Source organism: Paractinoplanes aksuensis (assembly GCF_024137025.1).
GTDB classification, from domain to species: domain Bacteria; phylum Actinomycetota; class Actinomycetes; order Mycobacteriales; family Micromonosporaceae; genus Actinoplanes; species Actinoplanes aksuensis.
Genome location: NZ_JAMYJR010000018.1, coordinates 13,547 through 37,364, shown reverse-complemented (window position 1 = coordinate 37,364; position 23,818 = coordinate 13,547). Strand labels below are relative to the sequence as shown.

Sequence of the window (23,818 nt, the reverse complement as noted above, 5' to 3'; positions counted from 1 at the left end):
CGTGCCCAGCGCCACCGACGAGCTGATCCAGCGGCTCTACGAGTCCCCGCCGGACGGCTTCGTCGCCGCCCGCACGGCCGCGATCGAGCAGGCCCGCCAGGCCGGCGACAAAGCCACCGCGAAGCGCCTGGCTGCCCTCAAGAAGCCGACCGTGGCCGCCTGGGTGGTCAACCTGCTCGCCCTGCGCCGGCCCGAGCTGATCGAGGAGCTGGTCGAGCTGTCCTCCGCGCTGCGCGACGCCCAGCGCGGTCTCGACGGCTCGGCCCTGCGCGAGCTGACCGCCCAGCGCCGCCAGGTGGTCTCGGCGCTGGTCGCGGCGGCCGGCAAACTGGCCCGCGACGAGGACCGGTCGGCCAAGCTGCCGCTGGGCGAGGTCGAGGCCACGCTGACCGCCGCGCTGGCCGAGCCCGAGATCGCGGCCCAGGTGCGCACCGGCCGGTTGATCCGGGCCGCCACCTACGCCGGGTTCGGCGAGGTGCCCCGGCCCAGGCTGCGGCTGGTCACCGACGAGGCCGCCGACGAGATCGACGACGAGGGTGACGGCGAGGGCGGCGAGGTCGTCGAGTTCCCGCAGCAGTCGGCCCGCGAGCGGGCGGCCGAGGAGAAGCGCCACCGCGAGCTCGAGCAGCGCCGCCGGGAGCTGCGCCGCGAGCTGACCAACGCACAGTCGGCCGAGAAGCGGGCCGACACCCAGCTCGAGAAGGCCGAGGCGGCCGAACGTGACGCTGGTCACGTTGTCGAGGACCTGGACGCCGAGCTGGCCGAACTGGAACGCCGACGTACTGAAGCCCAGGCCGAAGTGGCCCGCCGCAAGCAAGCCCGCCGCCTCGCCGAACGGGAAGCGGCCGCTGCTCGGCGCCAGGTCGGTGACGTACAAGCCGCTCTGGAGGATCTTGAATCAGACTTATCGGATTGATCCGGATCGTCCACCGGAACAGAAAGAATATTTTCCAGAACGTGTCAGGGAGAGCAGAATCGGGCGGGTGACACCCGAACAGGCTGCCGCCACTGCCAAGACGGGACTCGCGACGATAGTGGGCGCCTTTGCCGAGTCGCCCCAGACCCTTCGCCGAGCCCGGCTCTTGGGCCTCTCCGGCTGGGCGTACCACGTTTCGGCCCGGGCCGGCGCGCTCGGCGAGGTCCGCCCCGAGACCGTCGCCGCGTCGATCGGCATGATCGCGCCCGAGGCCGTCATCGACGGCTGGGAGGCGACGGCCAAGACCTCCGCGCCCATGGAGGTCGCCACCTGGCACCTGCACGAGCTGTGCACCTGGGGCAGTGAGCAGCTCGGCGGCTTCCCCCGGCTGGCCCGCCTGCACGAGCTGACCCGGCGCGTGGTGGCCGCGGTCGACTACGCCGGGCTGCCGCTGTTCGCCGCGTGGCGGGCCATGCCGGTGCCCGACCAGACGCCCGGTGCGCAGGCGGCGGTGCTCCTGCACCTGCTGCACGAGCACCGCCTCGGCGTGCAGCTGGTGGCCGTACGGGCCGGGGGTCTCACCCCGCTGCAGGCGATCATCGCCGGGCCCGAGGGCGAGACCGGCGCCGTCGCGTTCGGCTGGCAGCCGCCCTATCCGCCGGCCGGTCCGATCGTCCGCCGGTTGATCTGGGCCGAGTCGGTCGCCGACGCGATGGCCGGGCAGGCCTACGCGGCCCTCGACCTGGGTGAACGGGTCGAACTCATCGGCCTGCTGGAATCGCTGCGGCACCGGCTGGCCCAATAAGGGCTCGCCCGGCGGGCCCGGGTCGTGATCCGATGCCCGGGTGACTGAGCTTCCCGACGGCTGGAGCGTGCGCCGGCCCACCCTCGACGACTCGCCGGCCATCCTCGCGCTGGTGCACGCCAGCGACATCGCTGCCGTGGGGTACCCCGACTACACCTCGGAAGAGGTGCGCGAGGCGCTGACCGAGCCCAACACCGACCTGGAGCGCGACGTCTGGGTCGTGCTCGACGCCGGCGGGCGCATCGTGGGCTGGACCTATCCGGGCAACGCGACCGGCGAGAACCGCGACTTCATCGAGGTGTACGTCTGGCCCGGCGACGGGCTTCCGGCCATGCGCCCGTTGCTCGAGCTCATGCTGGCCCGGGTCGACGAGCGCAAGATCAAATTCGGCCACCGTACGTACGAGGTGCGGGCCGGTGCGGTGCCGAGCGAGACCGCGTACATCGACCTGCTGACCGAGCACGGATTCGCCTTCCTCAAGCAACACGCCCGCATGCAGATCCCGCTGAGCGGCGTGCCGGCCGAGGCCCCGGCGCCGCCGTCGGGCGTCACCCTGCGTACGGTCCGGGCCGACGACGAGGACGACCTGCGCGCCTTCCACAGCGTGATCGAGCGGGCTTTTCTCGACTCCGACCACCGCAGCGCGTCCTTCGACAGCTGGCGCCAGCAGGTCGCCGACGACCCGGCGCCGGTCTTCGACGAGTGGTTCGTGGCCGAGGTGGACGGCGTGGTCGCCGGGGTGCTCGAGTCGTCCTACGACGAGGACTCGGGCGAGGGCTGGGTCAAGCGGCTGGCGGTGCTGGGGTCGTACCGGAAAAGGGGTCTGGGCGAAGCCCTGCTGCGGCGCGCCTTCGCCGCCTATGCCGCGAAAGGCCGCGACAAGGCGGGTCTGGGCGTCGACATGGAGAACCCGACGCAGGCCGCCCGGCTCTACCTCGCCGTCGGCATGAAGCCGCTGTACGAGGCCAACATCTACCAGAAGTGGATCTAGGCCTCGGGTGACGCCGTGCCGGTCGGGCGGCGGCGCAGTTCCTCGACGTAGTCGTCGGGGGCGCCCGCCTTCTCGGCCGCGGTGGCGATCTCGCTCAGGTACCACGCCGTGGGCAGGCCACCCTCGTAGCCGGCGAAGACATAGACCCAGGCGCTGAACTCACCCTCGAGCGTCGATACACGCACGGTGACCTTCTGGTATGCGCCCGCGGTCACCCCCTCGACCTCGTCGAGCTGTGACGCATCCCACGGGTGGACGTCGTAGAGCGACACGAAGACGCGGTCGCCGGGCGACTCGACGATCGTCGTGACCGCGCCCTCGCTGCCGATTTCCCCCTCACCGGCAAAGGTCAGGCGCCAGCCTTCTATCCACCCCACGCCCACCATGGGCGAGTGCGGACAGTAGGCCCGCATGCGGGCCGGGTCGAGGTTTGAGCCATACGCGGCGTAATGACGCACGGCGATGACGATAGCCGGACACGGCGGTCGTGGAGAATACAAGGAGTGCGTGTCGGCACAGTTGCCACATCGGAAGGTTGGAACCTCGTGAGTCGGATCGTGATCATCGGTGGGGGCCCGGGCGGGTACGAGGCGGCCCTGGTCGCCGCTCAGCTCGACGCGGACGTCACCCTCGTCGAAGCCGAGGGCCCGGGCGGCGCCTGCGTCCTGACCGACTGTGTGCCGTCCAAAACGTTCATCGCGAGCTCCGAGGTCATGACGGGGTATCGGCACAACGAACGCTTCGGCGTCCGCTCGGCCGGCCTCGAGGGCGTCTCGGTCGACGCAGTGGCGGTCAACGAGCGGGTCAAGAAGCTGGCCCTGGCCCAGTCGGCCGACATCCAGGCCAAGCTGGTCAAGGCCGGGGTCGACGTCGTGCACGGCCACGCCCGGCTGGGCGAGGACACGCTGGGCCACACCCACCAGGTGCTCGTCACGCCCCACGAGGCTCAGCCTTCAGCCCGGTCAGGGGCGGCGGCGGGGTGGTCGGATGGGCAGACCTACGCCGTCGAGGCCACCACCGTGCTGCTGGCCACCGGGGCGACCCCGCGGGTGCTGGCCACCGCCCAGCCCGACGGTGAGCGCATCCTCGACTGGCGGCAGCTCTACGACCTCACCGAACTGCCGTCGCACCTCATCGTGATCGGTTCCGGTGTGACCGGCGCCGAGTTCGCCAGCGCCTACCTGGCCATGGGCGTGCAGGTCACACTGGTCTCCAGCCGCGAGCGGGTCATGCCGCACGAGGACGCCGACGCCGCCATGGCGATCGAGCGGGTCTTCCGCGAGCGGGGCATGACCATTCTCAGCCAGTCCCGGGGCAAGTCCGTGGTCAACACGGGCTCCGGCGTGCAGGTCACGCTGGGCGACGGGCAGGTCGTCGAGGGCTCGCACGCGCTCATCGCGGTCGGCGCGGTGCCCAACACGGCGGCGCTCGGGCTCGAGGAGTACGGGGTTCAGGTCGGCGACGGCGGCTACGTGACCGTCGACCGCGTGTCGCGCACCAACGTGCCCGGCATCTACGCCGCCGGCGACTGCACCGGGGTGCTGCCGCTGGCCAGCGTGGCCGCCATGCAGGGGCGTATCGCCATCTGGCACGCGATGGGTGAGGCGGTGGCGCCGCTGCGGCTGCGCACGGTCTCGGCCAACGTCTTCACCGACCCCGAACTGGCCACCGTCGGCGTCTCGCAGAACGAGGTCGACTCGGGCCGCACGCCGGCCCGCCAGGTGATGCTGCCGCTGACCGGCAACGCGCGGGCCAAGATGGCCGATCTGCACGACGGCTTCGTCAAGCTGTTCTGCCGCCCGGCCACGGGTCAGATCATCGGCGGGGTGGTGGTGGCGCCCAAGGCGAGCGAGTTGATCCTGCCGATCACGATGGCGATCGAGAACAACCTGACCGTGGACCAACTGGCCCACACGATCACGATCTATCCCTCGCTGTCGGGGTCTATCGCGGAAGCGGCCCGACAGCTGATGCAGCACGAACTGCAGTAGCACCCGGCGCTGTTGCCGGATCTATCGCGGAAGCGGGCCGTCGGCTGATGCGGCACGAACTGCAGTAGCGCCTGGCTCGCGGGCCGGGCGGAAGTCAGCGGCCCCGGCGGCGAGCGCCTGCTCGACGTCGGTGGCAGCGGCCCTCCCGGCCTCTTCTCTGCGGCCGGCCTCTCCCTTGCGGCCCGCTTCGTCCTTGCGGCCGCCGAAGAGGGCCAGGATCCAGCCCGCGGTGCCGAAGACGACGGCGGCGGTGGCGGCGATGGCGAACAGGCGCCAGGCCGACTGGGTGATCGCCGTGCCCCCGATGTGGCCGACCAGGCCGCCGTACGAGCCCCAGGCCAGCGCGGCGGCCCCGTCGTAGAGGACGAACAGCTTGACCGGGTAGCCGCGGCGGCCGGCGTGGAAACCGGCCGCCATGCGCCCGCCCGGCACGAACCGGCAGAGCAGCAGGACGAGCGGACCCGGCCGGCGCAGGCCCCGGGTGAAGCGGGCGGCGGCCTGTTTCGTACGGGAAGGGTCTTTGTTCTCGTCGTCGTGCTTGGGGGCGTAGCGGGCACGTAGGGCGGCCAGGCGGCCCGAGCCCCGATCGGCGCTGCTGCGGCCCAGCACGAACGCGATGGCGTCGCCGGTGAACATGCCCAGGGCGCCGACGGCGATGACCAGAGCAAGATCAAGATTTCCGTAGACAGTCAGCGCGCCGGATGTGATCATGATCGCCTGGATCGGCACCACCGGGATCAGCGCGTCGACGGCGAGGAAGCCGAAAAGAGCAAGGTACGCCCATGCCGGTGTTGCCATCATGGTCAACAGTTCGGTCATCGGTCTCGCCACCTCGCGGCTTTTTCGGGGCCTCACGACATTGTTCGTGGAGTCACCTGAGAATGTGCTGTGTTCAGCATGCTCCCTGATCAGACCCGGTCGTCGGTGATGCCTGACACGGTAAGGTCTCGATCCCCCGAGCGCCTGTCATTTTCTAGACGCAGTCGTCTCGTAAGGGTGTTCGGTCCCGATTCGTCCCTTCGACTTTTCGCGACAGCATCGCGGGCGTACCGTGAAGTTGCCGGAACCCCGGGTCCCCCGTTCTCGGGCGTGCCGGCCGGTGGGCCGTCCGTAGGTCCCGTACGGGCGGCTCACCCCTGCTTCTCCCCGCTCTCCCGCGGCCTCCTTCTCGCCTACGCTGGGCGCGTGCCTTCGCTGGTTCCGCCCACAGTCGACGCTCAGCCGTCCTTCCTGGCCGCCATGGACGAGTACCTCGCCGAGGGCCGCGGCGGTATCGACGACTTCAGCAACATCGGGGCCGACCTGCGGGCGTACGCAGCGATCTGGCGCACTCCGGCGGGCTTCGCGGAATTTGTCGGCTTCCTGCGGGCGCAACGCCTGGACGACACGCCCCGCCCGCCCGGCTACGTCCCCACCACGGTGCTGTGGTGGCTGGAGGGCGACATCTATCTGGGCCGGCTCAACATCCGCCACCGACTGGCCCCCGGTCCCGCCGGCGAACGCAACGGTCATATCGGCTACGACGTCCGCCCCTCGGCCCGCCGCCAGGGCCACGCCACCGCCATGCTGGCCGCATCCCGCCCGATCGCGGCCGCGCTCGGCTTCCCCCGCGTCCTCATCACGTGCGACTACGACAACGAGCCCTCCCGCCGCACCATCGAACGCAACGGCGGCCTCCCCGCCGCCCGCCGCGACGAGAAGCTCCGCTACTGGCTCCCCACCAGCTGAGCCCGCCTCGCCGTTACCTGGCGGCCCAATTCGAGGTGATGTTGCGCCCGAGCTCTACCACCAGAACGACCCGGCCCTGCTGGCCGCCCGCGCCGGTCAGCCGGCGCCCTCGGCCTGAGCGTCTCGGACCTCCTCGGCGGCATCCTGCACCCCGGAACCCCGGCCGGACCGGTGTTGGAGGGGGCCGCCGCCGCGTCGGTGGAGGCAAGGGTGGCTGGGCAGGCGACCTGGGCACTGGCCATTTTTGCCGCGCTGTGGCTGACCGGCGCCTTTCCCGGCCGCGGCCAGGATCCGGTTGCGCCGGCCCGGGCCCTGTTTGTCCAGCTCAACCGGGGTGACGCCCGACCACGATCACTCGATGGTGCACACCACCGACCCGGCGGTGACGGACTCGCCGACCTTCACCGACAGGCCGGACACCGTGCCGGCCTGGTGGGCGGTGAGCGGCTGTTCCATCTTCATGGCCTCGACGACCACGATCACGTCCCCTTCGGACACGCTGTCGCCGTCGGCCACCGCCACCTTGACCACCGTGCCCTGCATGGGTGCGGTCAACGCGGCCCCACTGGCCTGGCTCTGAGCGCCCCCGCCGCTGCGCCGCGCAGCCGGCCGCGTGGCCGTCGCCGAAGCCGGACCGCCGCGCAGCAGCTTGGCCGGCAGCTTGACCTCTAGGCGCTTGCCGCCCACCTCGACCACGACCGTCTCGCGCTCGTCCGCCTCCGAAGTCGGCTGGCCGCTCGGAGTGAACGGTTCGACACCGCCCGCCCACTCCGTCTCGATCCAGCGGGTATGGACCGTGAACGGCTCGGAGGTGAAGGCGGGATCGCGCACCACCGCACGGTGGAACGGCAGCACGGTGGCCAGGCCGGTGATGACTGTCTCGTCGAGGACCCGGCGCGAGCGTTCCAGAGCCTCTTCCCGCGTACGGCCGGAAACGATGATCTTGGCCAGCAGGGAGTCGAAGTTTCCGCCGACAACGCTGCCCGCCTCGACCCCTGCGTCGACGCGGACGCCCGGGCCGAGCGGCCACACCAGCGTCTCGACCGCGCCGGGAGCGGGCAGGAAATTGCGGCCCGGGTCTTCGCCGTTGATGCGGAACTCGATGGAATGGCCGCGCGGGACCGGATCGCTCGTGAACTGCAAAGCCTGGCCCGCGGCGATGCGGAACTGCTCGCGTACCAAATCGATTCCGGCCGTTTCCTCGCTCACCGGGTGCTCGACCTGGAGGCGGGTGTTCACCTCGAGGAAGGAGATCGTGCCGTCCTGGCCGACCAGGTATTCGACCGTGCCCGCGCCGTGATAGCCGGCCTCGCGGCAGATCGCCTTGGCGCTCTCGTGAATGGACGCCCGCTGCTCGGCGGTGAGGAACGGCGCCGGCGCCTCTTCGACGAGTTTCTGATGCCGCCGCTGCAGGGAGCAGTCGCGGGTGCCGACGACGATGACGGTGCCGTGCGTGTCGGCCAGCACCTGGGCCTCGACGTGGCGCGGGCGGTCGAGATAGCGCTCGACGAAACACTCGCCCCGCCCGAACGCGGCCACCGCCTCGCGGGTCGCGCTCTCGAACAGCGACGGGATCTCGTCGATCGTGCGCGCGACCTTGAGCCCGCGCCCACCCCCGCCGAACGCCGCCTTGATCGCCACCGGCAGGCCGTGCTGCGCGGCGAACGCGACGATCTCGGCCGCGTCGGCCACCGGCTCGGCCGTGCCCGGCACCAGCGGCGCCCCGGCCCGCTGGGCGATGTGCCGCGCGGTGACCTTGTCGCCCAGGTCGCGGATCGCCTGCGGGGTCGGGCCGATCCAGGTCAACCCCGCATCGAGTACGGCCTGGGCGAACTCGGCATTCTCGGAGAGGAAGCCGTAGCCCGGATGGACCGCGTCGGCGCCGCTGCGCGCGGCGACCTCGAGCAGCTTGTCGATGCGCAGGTAGGTCTCGGTCGCGGTCTCGCCCACCAGCGCGTACGCCTCGTCGGCGAGCCGGGCGGGCAGCGCGTCACGATCGCTGTCGGCATAGACGGCGACGCTGGTCAGACCGGCGTCCTGGCAGGCCCGGATGACCCGGACGGCGATCTCGCCACGGTTGGCGATCAATACCTTGCGCACGGCCTGAGCCTAGCCGCAGCGGCCGACAGTTTTACGCTGACAAGGTGTCCTCGACCCGCATGATGATCCTCGGCCTGGTGCAGTGGCTGGAGCCGGTGCACGGTTACGACGTACGGCGTGAGCTGCTGAGCTGGAGCGCCGACAAATGGGCGAACGTCCAGCCCGGGTCGATCTATCACGGTCTGCGCAAGTTGACCGATGAGGGTCTTCTCCGCGAGGTGGCCACCGAGCAAGTGGGGGCCCGTCCCGCGCGTACGACGTACGAGATAACCGACAAGGGCAAGGCCGAGTTCCAGTCGCTGCTGCGTAACGGCTGGTGGAACCTGAGCCCGGGGCCCGACCCCTTCATGGCCGCCTTCTCGTTCCTGCCCGCGCTGTCGCGCGAGGAGTCCGCGGCGGCGTTGCGCAGCCGGGCGGCCCAGCTGCGGGCCGGCGCCCAGCACCTCGAGGTCGCGATGACGGCCGACTGGGCCGACGACAAGCCGGTGTTCGTGGCCTGGATGTGGGAGCGCAACATCGCCATGGCCGAGGCCGAGATCGCCTGGTGCGAGCGTACGGCGAAGCGCATCGAGACGATGGGCGACGCCTGGCGGACGTTGCGCGACGCGCAGTCGGGCGGCGAGATCACCGAGCCCGCCAAGAGAGGTCTCGACGTGGAAGTCAAGTTTGACTAGTCAAACTTGACGGTCGTAGGCTGCCTCGCATGATTGAGACTCGCGGACTACGCAAGTCGTTCGTCTCGCGCCAGGGGCGCGACAAGAAAACGGTCGAGGCTGTCCGAGGCGTCGACCTCACCGTCGCCGAGGGCGAGATCTTCGGCTTCCTGGGGCCCAACGGGGCCGGCAAGACCACCACGCTGCGCATGCTGGCCACGCTGATCGTCCCCGACGACGGCACGGCCACTATCGCCGGCGCCGACCTGCGCGCCGACCCGGGCGAGGTGCGCCGCCGCATCGGCTACGTCGCCCAGGGCGGCAGCACCTGGGACGACTCCACCGCCCGCGAAGAGCTCGTTCTTCAGTCGCGCCTCTACGGCGCGTCCAAGAGCGATGCGCTGGCCCGGGCCGAGCGCGTTCTCGAGGGCTTTCAACTGACTGAGTACGCCGACCGCAAGTGCAAGACCTACTCCGGTGGCCAGCGGCGCCGGGTCGACATCGCGCTCGGCATCATCCACGAGCCCCGCGTCGTCTTCCTCGACGAGCCGACGACGGGTCTCGACCCGCAGAGCCGGGCGCACATGTGGGACGAGATCAGACGGCTGCGTGCGGAGGGCATGACCGTCTTCATCACGACCCACTACCTCGACGAGGCCGACGCGCTCTGCGACCGCATCTCCATCATGGACAACGGCGAGATCGTCGCGTCGGGCACACCGGCCGAGCTCAAACGCGAGATCTCGGGCGACGTGGTCCGGGTCGGCCTGCCCGTCGACGCGGTCCAGCCCGCGGCCCAGGCCCTGACTTCCTACAAGCTCGAGACGTACGAGGACAACGTGCGCCTCTACGTCGAGGACGGCGCCGTGGCGATCCCGCAGATCCTGCGCGCCCTCGACGCGGCCGGCGTCCCGCTCGGCACGGTCGAACTGCACCGCCCCAGCCTCGACGACGTGTTCCTCACCAAGACCGGCCGATCGCTGCGGGAGAGCTGACCCATGAAGCTGCTGCACGACACCTCACTGATCTTCAACCGCCAGATGCAGTTGCTGCTGCGCAACCCCGTCTGGATCCTCGTCGGCGTCTTCCAGCCGGTGATGTACCTGCTGCTGTTCGCCCCGCTGCTGAAGCCGGCCCTGCAGGTGCCGACCAACGCCGAGGCATACGAGATCTTCGTCCCCGGTCTGCTCGTGCTCCTGGCCATCTTCGGCGGCTTGTTCCAGGGCTTCGGCCTCATCGCCGAGCTGCGGGCCGGTGTCATCGAGCGTTCGCGGGTCACTCCGGTCAGCCGCCTGGCGCTGCTGCTGGGCCGGTCCCTGCGCGACGTGGTGTCCCTGATCGCCCAGGCGGTCATCATCACGCTGCTGGCGCTGGTGTTCGACCTGCGGGTCTTCGTGCCCAACCTGCTGCTGGCCTACCTGATGCTCGCCCTGATCTCACTGATGACGTCCGCCGTCTCGTACGGCGTGGCCCTGGTGGTGAAGAGCGAAGACGCGCTGGCCCCGCTGATGAACACGGTCGCCCAGCCGGTGCTGCTGCTCAGCGGAATCCTGCTGCCGTTGACGTACGCCCCCGGCTGGCTCCAGGGCGTCGCCGACTGGAACCCGTTCTCGTGGGCGGTCAACGGCACCCGGGCGCTGTTCCGCGGCGACCTGGGCTCACCCGACGTGTGGCAGGGCCTGCTCATCATGGCCGTGCTGGCCGTCCTGGCCGTGGGCTGGGCCGCCCGGGAGTTCGCCCGAAGCGTCCGTTGAGCAGCGCCTACTTGTTCCAGTGCGGGCGTTGCGGCACGCCCATCTCGGCCAGGGGTTGGGCCGCCCGTGAGTTCGCCCGAAGCGTCCGTTGAGCAGCGCCTACTTGTTCCAGTGCGCGCGGTGCGGCACAGCCATCTCGGCCAGGGGTTGGGCCGCTCGGGAGTTCGCCCGAAGCGTCCGCTGACCGGCGCCTACTTGTTCCAGAGGGCGATGTAGGGCACGCCCATCTCGGCGAGGAGGTTGCGAAGCAGGGGGAGTGACAGCCCGATGACGTTGCCGGGGTCGCCTTCGATGCGCTCGACGAAGGCGCTCCCGCGCCCGTCGAGCGTGAACGAGCCGGCCACGTGCAACGGCTCCCCGCTGGCCACGTAGGCCGCGATCTCGGCATCGCTGATGTCCGCGAAGTGCACGGTGGTGGTGCCGACCGCCTCGGCCTGCTTACCGGTGACGAGGCTGGTCACGTGATGCCCCGTGTGCAGCACGCCGGCGCGCCCGCGCATGCGCTTCCAGCGCGCTGTGGCTTCTTCGGCGTTGGCCGGCTTGCCGAAGATGTCCCCCTCGAAGGCCAGCACGGAATCGCACCCGAGCACCACGACCCCCGGGTCAGCGTTCAGTTGGGCGGCGATGGTGCGCGCCTTCATCCGGGCAAGGGCAAGACAGAGCGCGTCGGCATCCGCAGCCTCCACGGTCGACTCATCCACGCCACTGACCATGACGTCCGCCTCGATCCCAGCCGCACTCAGCAACCCACGCCGAGCCGGACTAGCCGAAGCAAGAATCAACCGGTACGCGATGTCCTTCTCCACGCTGACGAGGCTACAAGCCCCACCGGCCCCAAGTCCCCCACAACCCACCGTTTCGGCCCCAAACGAGGCCACCACCCCGAACAATGCCGCCTGCGTACCTCGCTATCCCCGCCGCCGACGCAGCCCAGCCGCAATAACCACCCCGACGACAGCCAAGCCGGCTGCAAGGCTGGCCCACACCAAAATGCGGTCGTCGCTAGCTTGTTCGGGCGTTGCGGTGACGCTAGGCGATGCAAACTGCGGCCTGATAACACTGGATGCGCTGCTGGGTCTGCCCGGAAGGTCGGTGTTGGGGGTAGGAGTCGCTTCTCCTGCCGGTGGCACGTTACTGGTTAGCGCTTTAATGATATTGAGGCGCCCAAATCCGCACTCATTATCTCGCCCGGGTGGTCCGATGTCATCCGCTGTCTCGGTCAGTCGTTGAATAACGCCCTTTGCCGAGAGCTCGGGAAACTTAGCCCTTACGAGAGCGGCGGCGCCGGAAACAATTGCAGCAGAATCGGAGGTTCCAGTGGCGGACCCGTAGCCGTTTTTCGGCTGAGCGGAGATGATGTCGACCCCAGGCGCACAAATCTGGATTTTATCGTCTTCCACGGAAGTGGGCGAGTGGTCTCCATCTCTTCCTGAAGCTCCAACCGCAAGAACACCGTCAAAGGCGGCAGGGTAGCTGACGATCGCGCCTGAAGATGTGTTGCCCACTGCCGCAATGACGACTATGTCGTCGTCGATCGCAGAATCAATGGCTTCGCGAAGGCTGAAGCCGGGTCCGGCTCCAGCTGAGATGTTGATGATCTTGGCATCGTGTTGCGCAGCCCACCATATGCCCTTGGACATGACCTCAGAGTCGATCTCGCGACCAGTTTTGGAAATGGTAATGGGTAGGATTTTTGCAGCAGGTGCGATTCCCCGAATGCCTGATTTGGGTTCTCGTCCGTGACCCGCGATCAGCGCAGCCATTCGAGTTCCATGCCCATCGAAATCTCTTTGCCCGTTGCTGGTGTTGGTCGTGGTTTGGTCGCTACCAGAAAGCAGGTTATTCTTGATATCGCGGTGCGGGAATACCCCGGTGTCTAGGACGGCTACTGTGATCCCTTCGCCCGTTGCAATGCTTGCTGTTTTAGTAACATCCAAGCTCTTCAAGTACCACTGACGATCGCGGACAGAATCCGCAAACGCAGGACTTGGAGGGTTTAGTGCGATGGCAAGGAATGCAACTCCGGTTGCAGCACCCGCTCTGCGAAATGCCCTCAACTTAGGCCGATCGCAGGTCCGGGATCGATGCGACGTTCTCGAGGTGGCAGGACGACGGGTTCGACACCAGATTCCGTCTGCCACGGATTATCGGGATCCCACCGATTGTGGTCTTGTTGTTGCCGTTGACTGCGTCTGTGGCCATTCGGTTGGCCGTAAATACCGCTGGTCGCGGGGGAGTGTGGGCTAAGGGCACCAACTCCGCTTGCCTTGCCCTGTGGCGCGCCGCCAATGACGCCCCCGACCGGGTTTACTCGATTGGGGGAGGGCCGTGCGCCGCCGGGCTGAGCCACGCCGACGCCGGGGACCCCACCGATCAGCCCACCCGGTGGCATCACATGAGGGTTTCCTGAAGCCGATCCTCCGGGGCGGCCGAGCCCATCGCGGAGCACGCTTGTATTCCGACTGGGCGCCCCAGACGTCGCGGGCGGCAAGACCGAACTTCCGCCGAGAGGGCTGAAAGCAGTTGGCCCTGGCGGTATCCCGCCAGGTAAGAGCGGTGAGGGTCCAGAGACGGTGGGAACTGTTGGTGCAAGCGTTGCGGGTCCGGAGAAAGGGGGTGGCGAGGCCGAAGGATTTGCACCACCCAGAACTAGCCCTGGCTGAGGAGCGGGCGGCTGCGGGGTCCCGGGTGGCGCGACGGACGGCGATGTTGGGAAGGGCGCAGTCGGGGGCCGCGAGCTCGTCGAAGGAGCCGCCTCGGTACCGAAGCTCGGCACGACAGGAGGGATGGCGGGAGGTACATAACCCCCGCTGCCAGTCTCGGTCGGGTCGTCAAACTTAGGATTCGGCCGATATGGCTTGGGCGTCTGAATGTTGAATTGAGCCAGGGCGAGGTCTGCGCTTACGCCGCTCAGGAGGGTTACGGCTTTTTGGTGTAGGGCTTCCTGGCGGCCGGGGGCGACGGGGGGCTGTTCGCCGCTGGGGCTTGGGCTGGGGGTGGGTTGGGGGTTGGCGCTGGCCGACTGTTGTTGGGCTGTGTGGGTGAGTAGGAGTTGCTCGTTTGACTCGTACTCGCGGGCTAGGTCGTTCATTTCTTTTTGGGCGAGGCTGATGGAGAGCGTGGCCGCGGCGAAGGCGTCGTGGTTGGAGACTGCCGCTTCGTAGGTTTCGCTCAGGTTGGTGATCAGCTCGTCCAGGCGGGCGATGTAGGCCGCCGAGGCTGCGTTCTTTTCCGGGGGCCAGACCGATGCGAGGTTGTCTCGGTAGTTCTGCACCTGCCAGCGGTGTTCGACCAGGAGGTCGGCCGACTGCTTCCAGCCCGTCAGCAGCTCATAGTGGCGCTCGGTGTCGGGGTTTTGGATCAGCGTCTGCATCTGTTGCACGGTCAGCATGCCCCACGGCGTGCCGCCGGCACCGCCACCGCCTGCTGCGACGAGCATCAGAGGTCTCCCTCGGGCGTGGTGGCGTCGGGGATGCCGACCTTGTCGAATGCCTTGTTGACGTCGCTGACGCGGGCGTGGGCGAAAGCGTCGCTGCCGCTGTACTGCTTGCTGATGTCGGCGGCCGCGTTGGCGAAGCCCTGAGTGCCGTTCGCGTAGTTGTAGACGTTCTGATGGGTGACGTCCTGCGCCTCGCGGTGGGCCAGCAGGAACGACGAAAGCTCGACGAACTCGCCCGGCGGCGGGGGCAGCGGGGTGCCCATCGACTCGCTCACCGTCGACATGTGGGGGGCGTAGCTGTCTTTCACGTTGGCGGCGAGTTTGGCGGCGAACTGTTCCATGGCCTGGATGTCGGCCTCGATCGCGCCGAAGTCGGTGGTGCCGTAGTCACGCAGCCATGCGGGACCGCGGTCCTCCTCCGGAATCATCTGCGCCTCCCCGGTCGGAACTTCCAAGCGCCTGTGAGCGTAGTCGGTCACTGCCAGCGCCGGGGACCCTGTGGACAGTGACGGATGATGATCTATCGGGGGAGGTGGGACGCCTTCCACGAGCTTTGGCGCATCGATGGGCGTGCGGATCGGGCCCAGTGGGAAACCGGGGGCTGAGCAGGGGACGCATCCACTTCGCTGGATGCTGCCATCAGCACCGTGACCAGCGCGGCCAGCTCGATCTCGGTCGGCTCGCCGCGGACGACGCTGACCAGCGGTTCCGTATTCATCGACCGAGCGTACGGCCTGGCTGGGAAGATCCGGTGACACGCATCCCACACTCGGCTGATCGATTCGCTGTCGCTCGACATGACCGGGTATTTTCTCCGTGATGTCTTCCTCTCCCCCGCTCGTAGTCGCTGACCGTTACCGGCTTATCGCGCCGCTCGGTCAGGGCGGGATGGGTCGTGTCTGGCGGGCGACCGATGTCGTCCTGCACCGTGAGGTCGCCATCAAGGAACTGGTGCCGCCGCCGGGGCTGACCGCGGCCGAGCGGCAAGAGATGCGGGAGAGGTCGCTGCGCGAGGCACGCGCGATCGCCCGGCTCAACAACATCAACGTGGTCCGTGTCTTCGACGTGCTGCGGACGGACGCCGACCCGTGGATCGTCATGGAGTACGTGCCGTCCCGCTCGCTGCAGGACACGCTGGCCGCCGACGGGCCCTTCAGCCCGGTCCGGACGGCCGAGATGGGCCTGGGCGTGCTCAACGCGCTGCGGGCCGCTCACCGGGCCGGCGTCGTGCACCGCGACGTCAAGCCGGGCAACGTGCTCATCGGGGCCGAGGGCCGGGTCGTGCTCACCGACTTCGGGCTGGCCACCGTGCCGGGCGACCCCAACGTCACGCGTACGGGTCTCGTGCTGGGCTCCCCGGCCTACATCGCGCCCGAGCGGGCCCGGGACGGTTCCGCCGGTCCGGCGGCCGACCTGTGGTCGCTGGGCGCCACGCTGTACGCCGCGGTCGAGGGCGCTTCGCCGTTCGCCCGCCCGTCCGCGATCGCCACGCTGGCCGCGCTGGCCACCGAGAACCCGCCGCCCGCGCGTAACGCCGGCCCGATGAAGCCCGTGCTCAACGGCCTGCTGCGCAAGGACCCGACGCACCGCATCAACGCCGAGGAGGCCGAGCGTCTGCTGCTGCGCGCGGCCGGCCGCCGTTCCAAGCTGAGTTTCCCGATGAGCCCGACGATGCGTCGTCCGGGTGTCGGCCGCGACCGGGCCGCGTTGACCGGGGGCACCGCTTCGACCCCGGTGGTGCCCGGTCCGCGTCCGCCCGTCGCCCGTCCGGCCAACCCGCCGGGGCGTACGCCGGTGACCCCGGGGCAGGGCCGGGCCGCGAGCCCGCCGCAGCCGCCGGTCAACCCGGGTCGCCCGGGCGCCGGTGAGGGCCGGCCGATCTTCGCGCCGGGCAAGGCCCCGGTGAGCCGTCCCGCCGCCGAGACCCCGACCCGGGTCGACGCGCCGAAGGTGGACGCGCCGCGCCTCGACGCGACCAGGGTCGACGGGCCCAAGCTCGACGCCACGCGGATCGACGGGCCGCCGATCCGCGACGACAAGACCACGTTCATCGCGCCCGATTCGCCGCGCTCAGGCCCGCACGCGAGCGGTGGTCTTTCCCGTACGTCGCGTGGCGCGCAGTCCGGTTTCACGGCGGCTGATGTCGCGGCCAACCGCCGTAAGAAGGCTGCCCCCGAGCACGAGCGCTCGCTGGCCGACGCCACGGCGCTGATCCCGCGGACGGAACCGGACGCGCCGGCCGAGCCGAAGCCGGTCCCGGCCCAGGCCGACCCGACCACCAAGATCCAGACGCCGCTGAAGAACACCCCGGCGCCGGCCAAGCCGAAGCAGCCCTCGGCCGACCCGACGACCAAGATCTCGGCGCCCGTCGACCAGACGACCAAGATCTCCGAGCCGGCCGACCGGACGACGAAGATCGCGGCCCCGGTCGCCCCGCCGGCCGACAAGACCACGAAGATCTCGGCGCCCGTCGACCGGACGACAAATCCCGAGCCCGCGATTGAGCCCGAGCCCGCGACAAAGCTCGAGCCGGCGACGAAGCCCGAGCCCGCGACAAAGCCCGAAACGGCGACGAAGCCCGAAACGGCGACGAAGCCCGAGCCTGCGAAGCCCGAAGCGGCCGAGTCCAAGCTCGCGGAGACCAAGCCGGCCGAGGCCCAGCCTGAAGAGACCGCCCCGGCCGGAGTAAAGACCGAGGCCACCAAGTCGGATGAGCCGGCTGAGGCCGAGAAGCCCGTGGTCGTGGACGCGACCCAGGTCGTCAGCCCCGCCAAAACCACCCCGGCCAAGGGCAAGAAGGCAGCCGTACCGGCGAAGAGGCAGAAGCCTGCTGCCGAGCAGCCGGAGTCCGCCGCCGCCGTCGCGGCCTCTGCTGCGCCGACCAGCGCCCCAGCGGCCGCCACGCCCGACAGCGAACCGGAAACCGCCGAGCAGCCGAACGCGCCGGTGACCGCCGAGCAGTCAAAAGCGCCGGATACTGCCGAGCAGGAAAGCGCGCCCGAAGCCACGACGCCGATGAGCGTCGAGAAGCCGCCAGCACCCGAGGCGGAAGCCGTCGCCACGAGCGAGAAGACGGCCGTGGCGGACGAGGCCACCGACGTACAGACCAAGGACGACAAGGCCGCGAAGCCGGCCGAATCCGTCGCGGCCGAAGACCGTACGCAGGTGGAAGTGCCCGCCGTGAAGCGTGCGGCCCCGCCCAGGGCCGAACCCGTGCCGGACGACGACGTCGAGCCGATGAGCCCGGCCCCCGCGTTCAACCGCTCGGCCCGCCCGGCCTGGACGCCCATGCCGGTGCGTCAATCGCCCGGCGTCACCGTTTTCGGCACCCGGCTCACGTACGGCCAGGCCGCCGTCGCTGGTGGCATCCTGCTGCTCATCGTGGTGCTGGTGGCCGTGCTCATCGGCGTCCTCGGCAACGACGACGGTGGTGACGACAACCAGTCCCAGCAGCCCCCGGCGGTCCCCACGGCATCGGCTGGCGGCGCTCCGGAGAAGCCGGCCACCAGCAGCACCCCGTCCAAGCCGGCGACCACCCCACCGTCGAGCCCGCCCGCGCAGACCCTGCCGAGCACGTGGCGCGTCTACTCCGACAGCACCGGCTTCAAGGTTCCGGCGCCCAAGGGTGCTGACGTGCGGAAGTCCGGCAGCGAGACGCGTATCAAGTGGAACAACCGCCTGCTGCTGATCGACCAGACCGACGACCCCAAGCCCGACGCGCTCGCCGACTGGAAGCAGCAGGAGAGGGACCGCGCCGGCCGCGACTACCGGAATTACGAGAAGGTGAAGCTGGTCCCGGTCAGCAACTATTTCAAGCAGGCCGCGGACTGGGAGTTCTTCTACACGACGAGCACCGGCAACCCGCAGCACGCGGTGAAGCGCAACATCATCGTCAGCGACAATCAGGCGTACTCGCTCTCCTGGTATGTCTCGCCCGAGGACTGGAACGCTTCGCAGGCCGATCTGAAGCTCGTTTACCAGGGGTTTCAGCCCAAAAAGTAACTCCGGTGAGTGATGACGCGAATGAATGGGTAGTTCACTTCGCATCACGATCGGAGGTACGACATGATCTGCCGACGGCACGGCCGGAAGCCCACGATGGCTCTGTGGATGCTCGTGGCCCTCGCTGACCTGGCCATTCTCGCCGCTGCGGCCGGGGCCTTGGTCACGATCTCGGTCCTCGTCGCGCTGGTGGTGCTGGCCGGTGGGGTGATAGTGGCCCGACCGCTGCTCACTAAGCGTGCTACCAAAGTTCGCGCATAACAGGATCCGCTTAGCGGGATCAGATACAGTTCCGCGCTGTGTCGATCGAGAGCGTGACTGACTTCTGGGACAAGCTGCTCGGGGCCCAACCGGACCCGCCCGGCCTGCTGGTGCTGCTCACCGCGCTGGCCGGTCTGCTGGCGGTGGCGTTCCGGCCGGTGTGGCGGATCGCCCGCAACGCCGTCACGATCGCCCACGAGGGTGGGCACGCGCTGTTCGCCCTGCTCACCGGGCGTCGGTTGCGCGGCATCCGGCTCGAGTTCGACACGTCCGGCCTGACCCTGTCGTCGGGCCGCCCGACCGGCCCCGGCATGATGCTCACCCTTTTGGGCGGCTACATCGCACCATCACTGGTCGGTGTGCTGGGCGCCTGGCTGCTCGGCGGCAACCGCATCACGCTGCTGCTCTGGCTGGCCGTGCTGTTGCTGCTCCTCATGCTGATCAACATCCGGAACCTGTTCGGCGTGCTCTCCCTGGTCGTCACGGGGGCGATCGTCTTCGCCGTCTCCTGGTGGGCGTCGCCCGAGGTGCAAGCCGCATTTGCGTACGCCGGGGTGTGGTTCCTGCTGTTCGGCGGTGTGCGCCCGGTCTTCGAGCTGCAGAGCCTGCGCCGCCGAGGCCGCATGCCCGAGTCGGACGCGGATCAACTGGCCCACATCACTCACGTGCCCGCACTCTTCTGGGTCGGCGTCTTCCTGGTCGTCAACGTGATCGCCCTGCTCGTGGGCGCTTTCCTGCTCGCCGGCCAGTGGCTCCCAGCCAGCACTTCTTGATCTTCAAAAGCGGCGTCTCCATCCCTAGCCCCCTCCCGCCTCGGGGAGATGTGAGTGAAACTACGCCGGTGTCAAGCCTGACGAGGTGAGTTGTCCACAGGTGACGGCGGGTGAAACGGATTCGTCCACAGGCTGTGGCGCCCCGCGTGAAGCAGCGCGCAGGTGGATGAACTGCAATCACGGAACGCTTCCTTCGGGTTACATATCCGGACCGAAGGGTGATGGGGTGGCTGCGCCCGCGGGGATAACTTCCGGGCATGGAGGGCCCGGGGCTGGCATGGACGACCGCGATCGTGGCCTTCATCGCGGCCGTGCCGTTGTGGCGGATCACCACCCATGCCATCACGATCGCCCACGAGGGTGGGCATGCGATGTTCGGGTCGCTCACCGGGCTGGTCGTCAAGAAGGTCCGGGTGGATCGCGGCGGGGCCGGCGCGACCGTCTATCGGCAAGAGAAGTGGTCGGTCCTGCAGACTCTCGCCGCGGGACTGGCCGGGTACCTGGGCCCGTCGATCTTCGGACTGGCCGGGGCCTGGATGCTGGTGCGCGGCATCAGTCCGCGGTCGATCCTGCTCATGACCCTGGTGCTGCTGGCCTTGCTGCTGGTGATGGTGCGCAACATCTTCGGGTTCATCGCCGTGCCCGCGACCGGCGCGCTCGTGTGGACGGTGGCGATGCGCGCCGGCGCGGACGTCCAGCTCGTGTTCACGTACATCTGGATCTGGTTCTTGCTGATGGGTGGCACCCGCCAGATTCCCGAGCTGTACGGCAACTGGAAGAACGGCGGCGAACCCGACACCGGGTCGCTGGCCAAGGCGACCGGGTTGTCCGACGCGTTCTTCGTGGCGCTGTTCTGGCTCGGTTCGATGGCTGCCCTGGTCTACGGCGGCGTCATGCTGCTGACCAATCCGCTCTAGAGCGGAATGTTGCCGTGCTTCTTGGGCGGCAGGGTTTCGCGCTTGGTGCGCAGGGTGCGTAGCCCACGGGTGACCTGGGCCCGCGTCTCCGACGGCGTGATCACGGCGTCGACGTAGCCGCGTTCGGCCGCGATGTACGGGTTGGCCAGGGTGTCCTCGTATTCCTGGATCAGTTCGGCGCGGCGGGCGGCCGGGTCGTCGGCGTCGGCCAGTTCGGAGCGGTAGAGGATGTTCACCGCTCCTTGGGCGCCCATCACGGCGATCTGCGCGGTCGGCCACGCGAAGTTGAGGTCGGCTCCGAGGTGTTTGGAGCCCATCACGTCGTACGCGCCGCCGTAGGCCTTGCGGGTGATCACGGTGACCTTGGGGACGGTGGCTTCGGCGTACGCGTAGATCAGTTTGGCGCCGCGCCGGATGATGCCGTCCCACTCCTGGGACGTGCCGGGGAGGAAGCCGGGCACGTCCACGAACGTGACCACGGGGATGTTGAAGGCGTCACACGTGCGTACGAAACGGGCGGCCTTTTCCGAGGCCGCGATGTCGAGCGTGCCCGCCAGGTGCAGCGGCTGGTTGGCGACGACGCCGACCGGGCGGCCCTCGACCCGGCCGAAGCCGACCACGATGTTCTGCGCGTAGAGCGGCTGGACCTCGAGGAAGTCGTCGACCACAGTCTCGACGACCGTCTTGATGTCGTACGGCTGGTTGGCCGAGTCGGGGATCAGGGTGTCCAGGGCCAGGTCAGGCTCGGAGAGCGCCGAATCCTCAAAAGTCGGAGCATCGTCCAGGTTGTTCGACGGCAGGTACGACAGCAACGCGCGCACGTAGTCGATCGCGTCGTCCTCATCGGACGCCAGGTAGTGCGCGTTCCCGCTGCGGCTGTTGTGGGTGCGGGCGCCACCGAGATCTTCCATGCCCACCTCTTCACCGGTGACCGTCTTGATCACGTCGGGGCCGGTGATGAACATGTGCGAGGTCTGGTCGACCATGACCGTGAAGTCGGTGATCGCGGGGGAGTAGACCGCGCCGCCCGCGCACGGGCCCATGATCAGCGAGATCTGCGGGATGACGCCGCTGGCCCGCACGTTGCGGAAGAAGATGTCGGCGTAGAGGCCGAGCGCGACCACGCCCTCCTGGATGCGGGCGCCGCCGGAGTCGTTGATCCCGATGATCGGGCAGCCGATCTTCATGGCCAGGTCGAGCACCTTGACGATCTTCTCGCCGAAGACCTCGCCCAGCGAGCCGCCGAAGATCGTGAAGTCCTGGGAGAAGACGCAGACCTGCCGGCCGTCGACCGTGCCGTAGCCGGTGACCACGCCGTCGCCGTAGGGGCGGTTCTGCTCGAGCCCGAAGTTGGTCGACCGGTGCCGGGCCAGCGCGTCCAGCTCGACGAACGATCCCTCGTCGAGCAGCATCTCGATGCGTTCGCGGGCGGTTTTCTTGCCGCGGGCGTGCTGCTTCTCGACCGCTCGGGCCGAACCGGCGTGCACGGCTTCGTCGGTGCGCCGGGCGAGGTCGGCGAGCTTGCCCGCCGTGGTGTGGATGTCGGTCACGGTGGTTCCTGCGCTCTCCACGGGCGGCGGTGTACTGGTCGGTAATGATCGTAGTGCGCTAGCAGGCGGCGTGCCGCTACGCGTGCGTTTCGCACTCAATGCCCCATTCGTTACCTGTGTCGTGACCAACTGGATGACCGCGGCCGGTCTCGCCCTCATCGCCGGGGGGCTCGCCACGCTGATCTGCTTCCGCTCCGTGCTGTTCGGCCGGGGGAGCCGACGGGCCGGGCCCGACATCCAGCCCAAACCCCTCGGGTCGAAGGGCAGCCGGCGTCGCAGCCGTCCCCCGGAGCCGTTGATCCCGCCGGCCGAGAAGGATCCGCGGGGAGCGCCGGCGTCGGTCGTCGACGATCTTTTCCCGTACGAGGACGAGCCGCGGGCCCTCGAGCCGGCGCGCGACCACAGCTTCGTCGACTACGAGCCCGAGCCGGTCGACTACGCCCCGGAACCGGCCGAGCTGGTGGGTCTCGAACTGGTGCCCGACCTGCCGCCCGAGCCGGTGCCGGACTTCGACGACTTCGACGACTTCGACGACGACGAGCCGGACCATCCCGCCGAGCGCTACGGCCACCGCGTCCACGGCTGGGTCCGCCCCGAGTACCAGCACGTCCCCGAGGAGCCCCCGGCCGGCGAGTACTGGACGCCGATCCCCGTCGACCTGGACCCCGACCCCGAACCGTCGGCCAAGGGCTACGGCTGGCCGGCCCCCGTCGAGCGCCTCCCCTCGGTGCCCGACTACGAGCCCGCCACCGGCTTCGACCTGGCCCCGGTGGAGCACGAGCCGACCGAGGTCGTCTCGGCCCGGCCCGACGGGCGGACCCCCATGCCCCGCTCGTGGGCGGCCCGCAACGACAAACGGGAGAGCCGCAGCGACCGCCGGGAACGACGAGAATGGCGTACGGAGAACGAAGCGCTCCCCACCACCCAGCTCTTCGCCGCGGCCTCCGACGATCCGGCGCCCGCCCGCCGGCGCCGCCCGCGTCCCCGCCCCCGCCCGTCGGTCGAGCCCCCCGAGCGCAGCACCCGGATGTACGTGAGCCGACACGCCGCCGAACCGCCACCCCGGTAAGAGCTAGGCTCGGCCAATGTCCTCGCCGTTCACGGACCTCGACCGACCTCCGCTGTCGCCGCGCTCGCTCGAACGCGCGCTGGTGACCCCGGGCAGCCTGTGGACGCGGGTCGAGGTCGTCGCCGAGACGGCCTCGACCAACGCCGACGTCAACGCCGCGGTAGCCAAAGGTGTGCCCGAGGGCCTGATCGTGGTGGCCGAGCAGCAGACCGCGGGCCGGGGCCGCCGCGACCGGCAGTGGGTCTCCCCGCCTCGGGCCGGGCTCACCCTGAGTGTCCTGTTGCGACCGGGCCGGCCCGACCGTGAACACGAGTGGCGCACCCTGTCGCCGGCCACCTTCGCTTGGCTGCCGCTGCTGGCCGGTGTGGCCCTGCGCGAGGCGATCGAGCGGGTGGCCGAGGTCGAGGCAACCCTGAAGTGGCCGAACGACCTGCTCGTGAATGACCGCAAGTGCGCCGGCATCCTGGCCGAGGTGTCGGGTGACGCGGTCGTGCTCGGCATCGGGCTCAACGTGACGACCCGGGCCGAGGAGCTGCCCGAGACCACCGGGCTGCCCGCCACGTCACTGCGGGTGGCCGGGGCAGCTGTCACCGACCGCGATCCGTTGCTGCGGGCACTGCTGCGCGGCTTCGGCTCCTGGTACGCGGGTTGGCGCGAGGCGGGCGGCGACGCGGAGATGTCCGGGCTGCTCGCGGCCTACCGCCGGGGTTGTTCGACCATCGGCCGGCAGGTCCGGGTGCTGCTGCCCGCGGGCGAGACGATCACCGGCGAGGCGACCGAGGTCGACGGGGCCGGTCAATTGGTCGTCCGGACGGCGGACGGCACTGTGCATCAAGTCTCAGCGGGTGACGTGCTGCACGTACGCTGAC

General features: G+C 69.3%; 21 protein-coding genes. 13 read left to right on the top strand and 8 right to left on the bottom strand.

Annotated features, from left to right (window positions below):
* Position 1 precedes the first annotated feature (1 nt).
* From M1L60_RS17630 to M1L60_RS17620, 3 genes are all read left to right on the top strand, one after another.
* On the top strand, positions 2-916 hold the full coding sequence (locus M1L60_RS17630; RefSeq protein ID WP_253238522.1) for a hypothetical protein: 915 nt from the start codon (positions 2-4) through the stop codon (positions 914-916).
* Positions 917-983: 67 nt separating this feature from the next.
* Complete coding sequence (locus M1L60_RS17625; RefSeq protein WP_253238521.1) at positions 984-1,721, top strand: SCO6745 family protein; 738 nt, start codon at positions 984-986, stop codon at positions 1,719-1,721.
* Positions 1,722-1,761: 40 nt separating this feature from the next.
* The gene (locus M1L60_RS17620) at positions 1,762-2,712 is read left to right on the top strand and encodes a GNAT family N-acetyltransferase (protein WP_253238520.1); all 951 of its coding nucleotides are present in this window, start codon (positions 1,762-1,764) and stop codon (positions 2,710-2,712) included.
* Here M1L60_RS17620 and M1L60_RS17615 read toward each other — a convergent pair.
* Positions 2,709-3,170 carry a gamma-glutamylcyclotransferase gene (locus tag M1L60_RS17615; protein ID WP_253238519.1) on the bottom strand — a complete coding sequence of 154 codons (462 nt, stop codon included), beginning with the start codon at positions 3,168-3,170 and terminating at the stop codon, positions 2,709-2,711. The two genes, M1L60_RS17620 and M1L60_RS17615, sit on opposite strands and share 4 nt — an antisense overlap.
* A gap of 87 nt (positions 3,171-3,257) precedes the next feature.
* Here M1L60_RS17615 and M1L60_RS17610 point away from each other — a divergent pair, with 87 nt between their 5' ends.
* Positions 3,258-4,703 (top strand): NAD(P)H-quinone dehydrogenase, encoded by a 1,446-nt coding sequence (locus M1L60_RS17610; RefSeq protein WP_253238518.1) that lies wholly within the window; start codon positions 3,258-3,260, stop codon positions 4,701-4,703.
* Positions 4,704-4,724: 21 nt separating this feature from the next.
* Here the strand turns inward: M1L60_RS17610 and M1L60_RS17605 are convergent, their stop codons facing one another.
* Positions 4,725-5,522, bottom strand: coding sequence for a DedA family protein (locus M1L60_RS17605; RefSeq protein WP_253238517.1), 798 nt, complete (start codon positions 5,520-5,522; stop codon positions 4,725-4,727).
* A 366-nt stretch (positions 5,523-5,888) separates the two neighbouring features.
* Between M1L60_RS17605 and M1L60_RS17600 the strand changes: the two genes are divergently transcribed.
* The gene (locus tag M1L60_RS17600) at positions 5,889-6,431 is read left to right on the top strand and encodes a GNAT family N-acetyltransferase (RefSeq protein ID WP_438862123.1); all 543 of its coding nucleotides are present in this window, start codon (positions 5,889-5,891) and stop codon (positions 6,429-6,431) included.
* A 351-nt stretch (positions 6,432-6,782) separates the two neighbouring features.
* On the opposite strand, the gene M1L60_RS17595 is transcribed toward M1L60_RS17600, so the two are convergent.
* Positions 6,783-8,531 carry an acetyl/propionyl/methylcrotonyl-CoA carboxylase subunit alpha gene (locus M1L60_RS17595; protein ID WP_253238516.1) on the bottom strand — a complete coding sequence of 583 codons (1,749 nt, stop codon included), beginning with the start codon at positions 8,529-8,531 and terminating at the stop codon, positions 6,783-6,785.
* Positions 8,532-8,575: 44 nt separating this feature from the next.
* Here M1L60_RS17595 and M1L60_RS17590 point away from each other — a divergent pair, with 44 nt between their 5' ends.
* The 3 genes from M1L60_RS17590 to M1L60_RS17580 are packed head-to-tail and all read left to right on the top strand — an operon-like array spanning position 8,576 to position 10,938.
* The gene (locus M1L60_RS17590) at positions 8,576-9,205 is read left to right on the top strand and encodes a PadR family transcriptional regulator (RefSeq protein ID WP_308208502.1); all 630 of its coding nucleotides are present in this window, start codon (positions 8,576-8,578) and stop codon (positions 9,203-9,205) included.
* Positions 9,206-9,234: 29 nt separating this feature from the next.
* A complete protein-coding gene (locus M1L60_RS17585; RefSeq protein WP_253238515.1) occupies positions 9,235-10,179 on the top strand; it encodes an ATP-binding cassette domain-containing protein in 945 nt (314 codons plus the stop codon).
* Between the two features lie 3 nt (positions 10,180-10,182).
* Positions 10,183-10,938, top strand: a complete 756-nt coding sequence (locus M1L60_RS17580) for an ABC transporter permease (protein WP_253238514.1) — start codon at positions 10,183-10,185, stop codon at positions 10,936-10,938.
* Between the two features lie 191 nt (positions 10,939-11,129).
* Here M1L60_RS17580 and M1L60_RS17575 read toward each other — a convergent pair whose 3' ends face one another.
* The 4 genes from M1L60_RS17575 to M1L60_RS17560 all read right to left on the bottom strand — a co-directional run bounded on the left by M1L60_RS17575 (position 11,130) and on the right by M1L60_RS17560 (position 15,095).
* Entirely contained in the window at positions 11,130-11,744 is a 615-nt protein-coding gene (locus M1L60_RS17575) for a Maf family protein (RefSeq protein WP_253238513.1), read from the bottom strand.
* Positions 11,745-11,846: 102 nt separating this feature from the next.
* Positions 11,847-12,884, bottom strand: a complete 1,038-nt coding sequence (locus M1L60_RS17570) for a S8 family serine peptidase (protein WP_253238512.1) — start codon at positions 12,882-12,884, stop codon at positions 11,847-11,849.
* Positions 12,885-14,376: 1,492 nt separating this feature from the next.
* Entirely contained in the window at positions 14,377-14,805 is a 429-nt protein-coding gene (locus M1L60_RS17565) for a hypothetical protein (protein WP_253238511.1), read from the bottom strand.
* Positions 14,806-14,897: 92 nt separating this feature from the next.
* Positions 14,898-15,095: an acyl-CoA carboxylase subunit epsilon gene (locus M1L60_RS17560; protein ID WP_253238510.1), complete on the bottom strand. Its 198-nt coding sequence runs from the start codon at positions 15,093-15,095 to the stop codon at positions 14,898-14,900.
* Positions 15,096-15,196: 101 nt separating this feature from the next.
* On the opposite strand from M1L60_RS17560, the gene M1L60_RS48635 reads away from it, so the two are divergent.
* From M1L60_RS48635 to M1L60_RS17545, 3 genes are all read left to right on the top strand, one after another.
* Positions 15,197-18,379 (top strand): serine/threonine-protein kinase, encoded by a 3,183-nt coding sequence (locus M1L60_RS48635; protein ID WP_498370526.1) that lies wholly within the window; start codon positions 15,197-15,199, stop codon positions 18,377-18,379.
* 299 nt (positions 18,380-18,678) lie between these two features.
* Positions 18,679-19,413: a M50 family metallopeptidase gene (locus M1L60_RS17550; protein ID WP_253238509.1), complete on the top strand. Its 735-nt coding sequence runs from the start codon at positions 18,679-18,681 to the stop codon at positions 19,411-19,413.
* A 257-nt stretch (positions 19,414-19,670) separates the two neighbouring features.
* The gene (locus M1L60_RS17545) at positions 19,671-20,330 is read left to right on the top strand and encodes a M50 family metallopeptidase (protein WP_253238508.1); all 660 of its coding nucleotides are present in this window, start codon (positions 19,671-19,673) and stop codon (positions 20,328-20,330) included.
* Here the strand turns inward: M1L60_RS17545 and M1L60_RS17540 are convergent.
* Positions 20,327-22,039 (bottom strand): acyl-CoA carboxylase subunit beta, encoded by a 1,713-nt coding sequence (locus M1L60_RS17540; protein WP_438862122.1) that lies wholly within the window; start codon positions 22,037-22,039, stop codon positions 20,327-20,329. The genes M1L60_RS17545 and M1L60_RS17540 overlap by 4 nt on opposite strands.
* Between M1L60_RS17540 and M1L60_RS17535 the strand changes: the two genes are divergently transcribed.
* Together M1L60_RS17535 and M1L60_RS17530 are read left to right on the top strand one after the other, a co-directional pair.
* A complete protein-coding gene (locus M1L60_RS17535) occupies positions 22,002-22,949 on the top strand; it encodes a hypothetical protein (RefSeq protein ID WP_253238506.1) in 948 nt (315 codons plus the stop codon). The genes M1L60_RS17540 and M1L60_RS17535 overlap by 38 nt on opposite strands.
* Before the next feature lie 16 nt (positions 22,950-22,965).
* The gene (locus tag M1L60_RS17530; RefSeq protein WP_253238505.1) at positions 22,966-23,817 is read left to right on the top strand and encodes a biotin--[acetyl-CoA-carboxylase] ligase; all 852 of its coding nucleotides are present in this window, start codon (positions 22,966-22,968) and stop codon (positions 23,815-23,817) included.
* The last annotated feature ends 1 nt before the right edge of the window (position 23,818 follow it).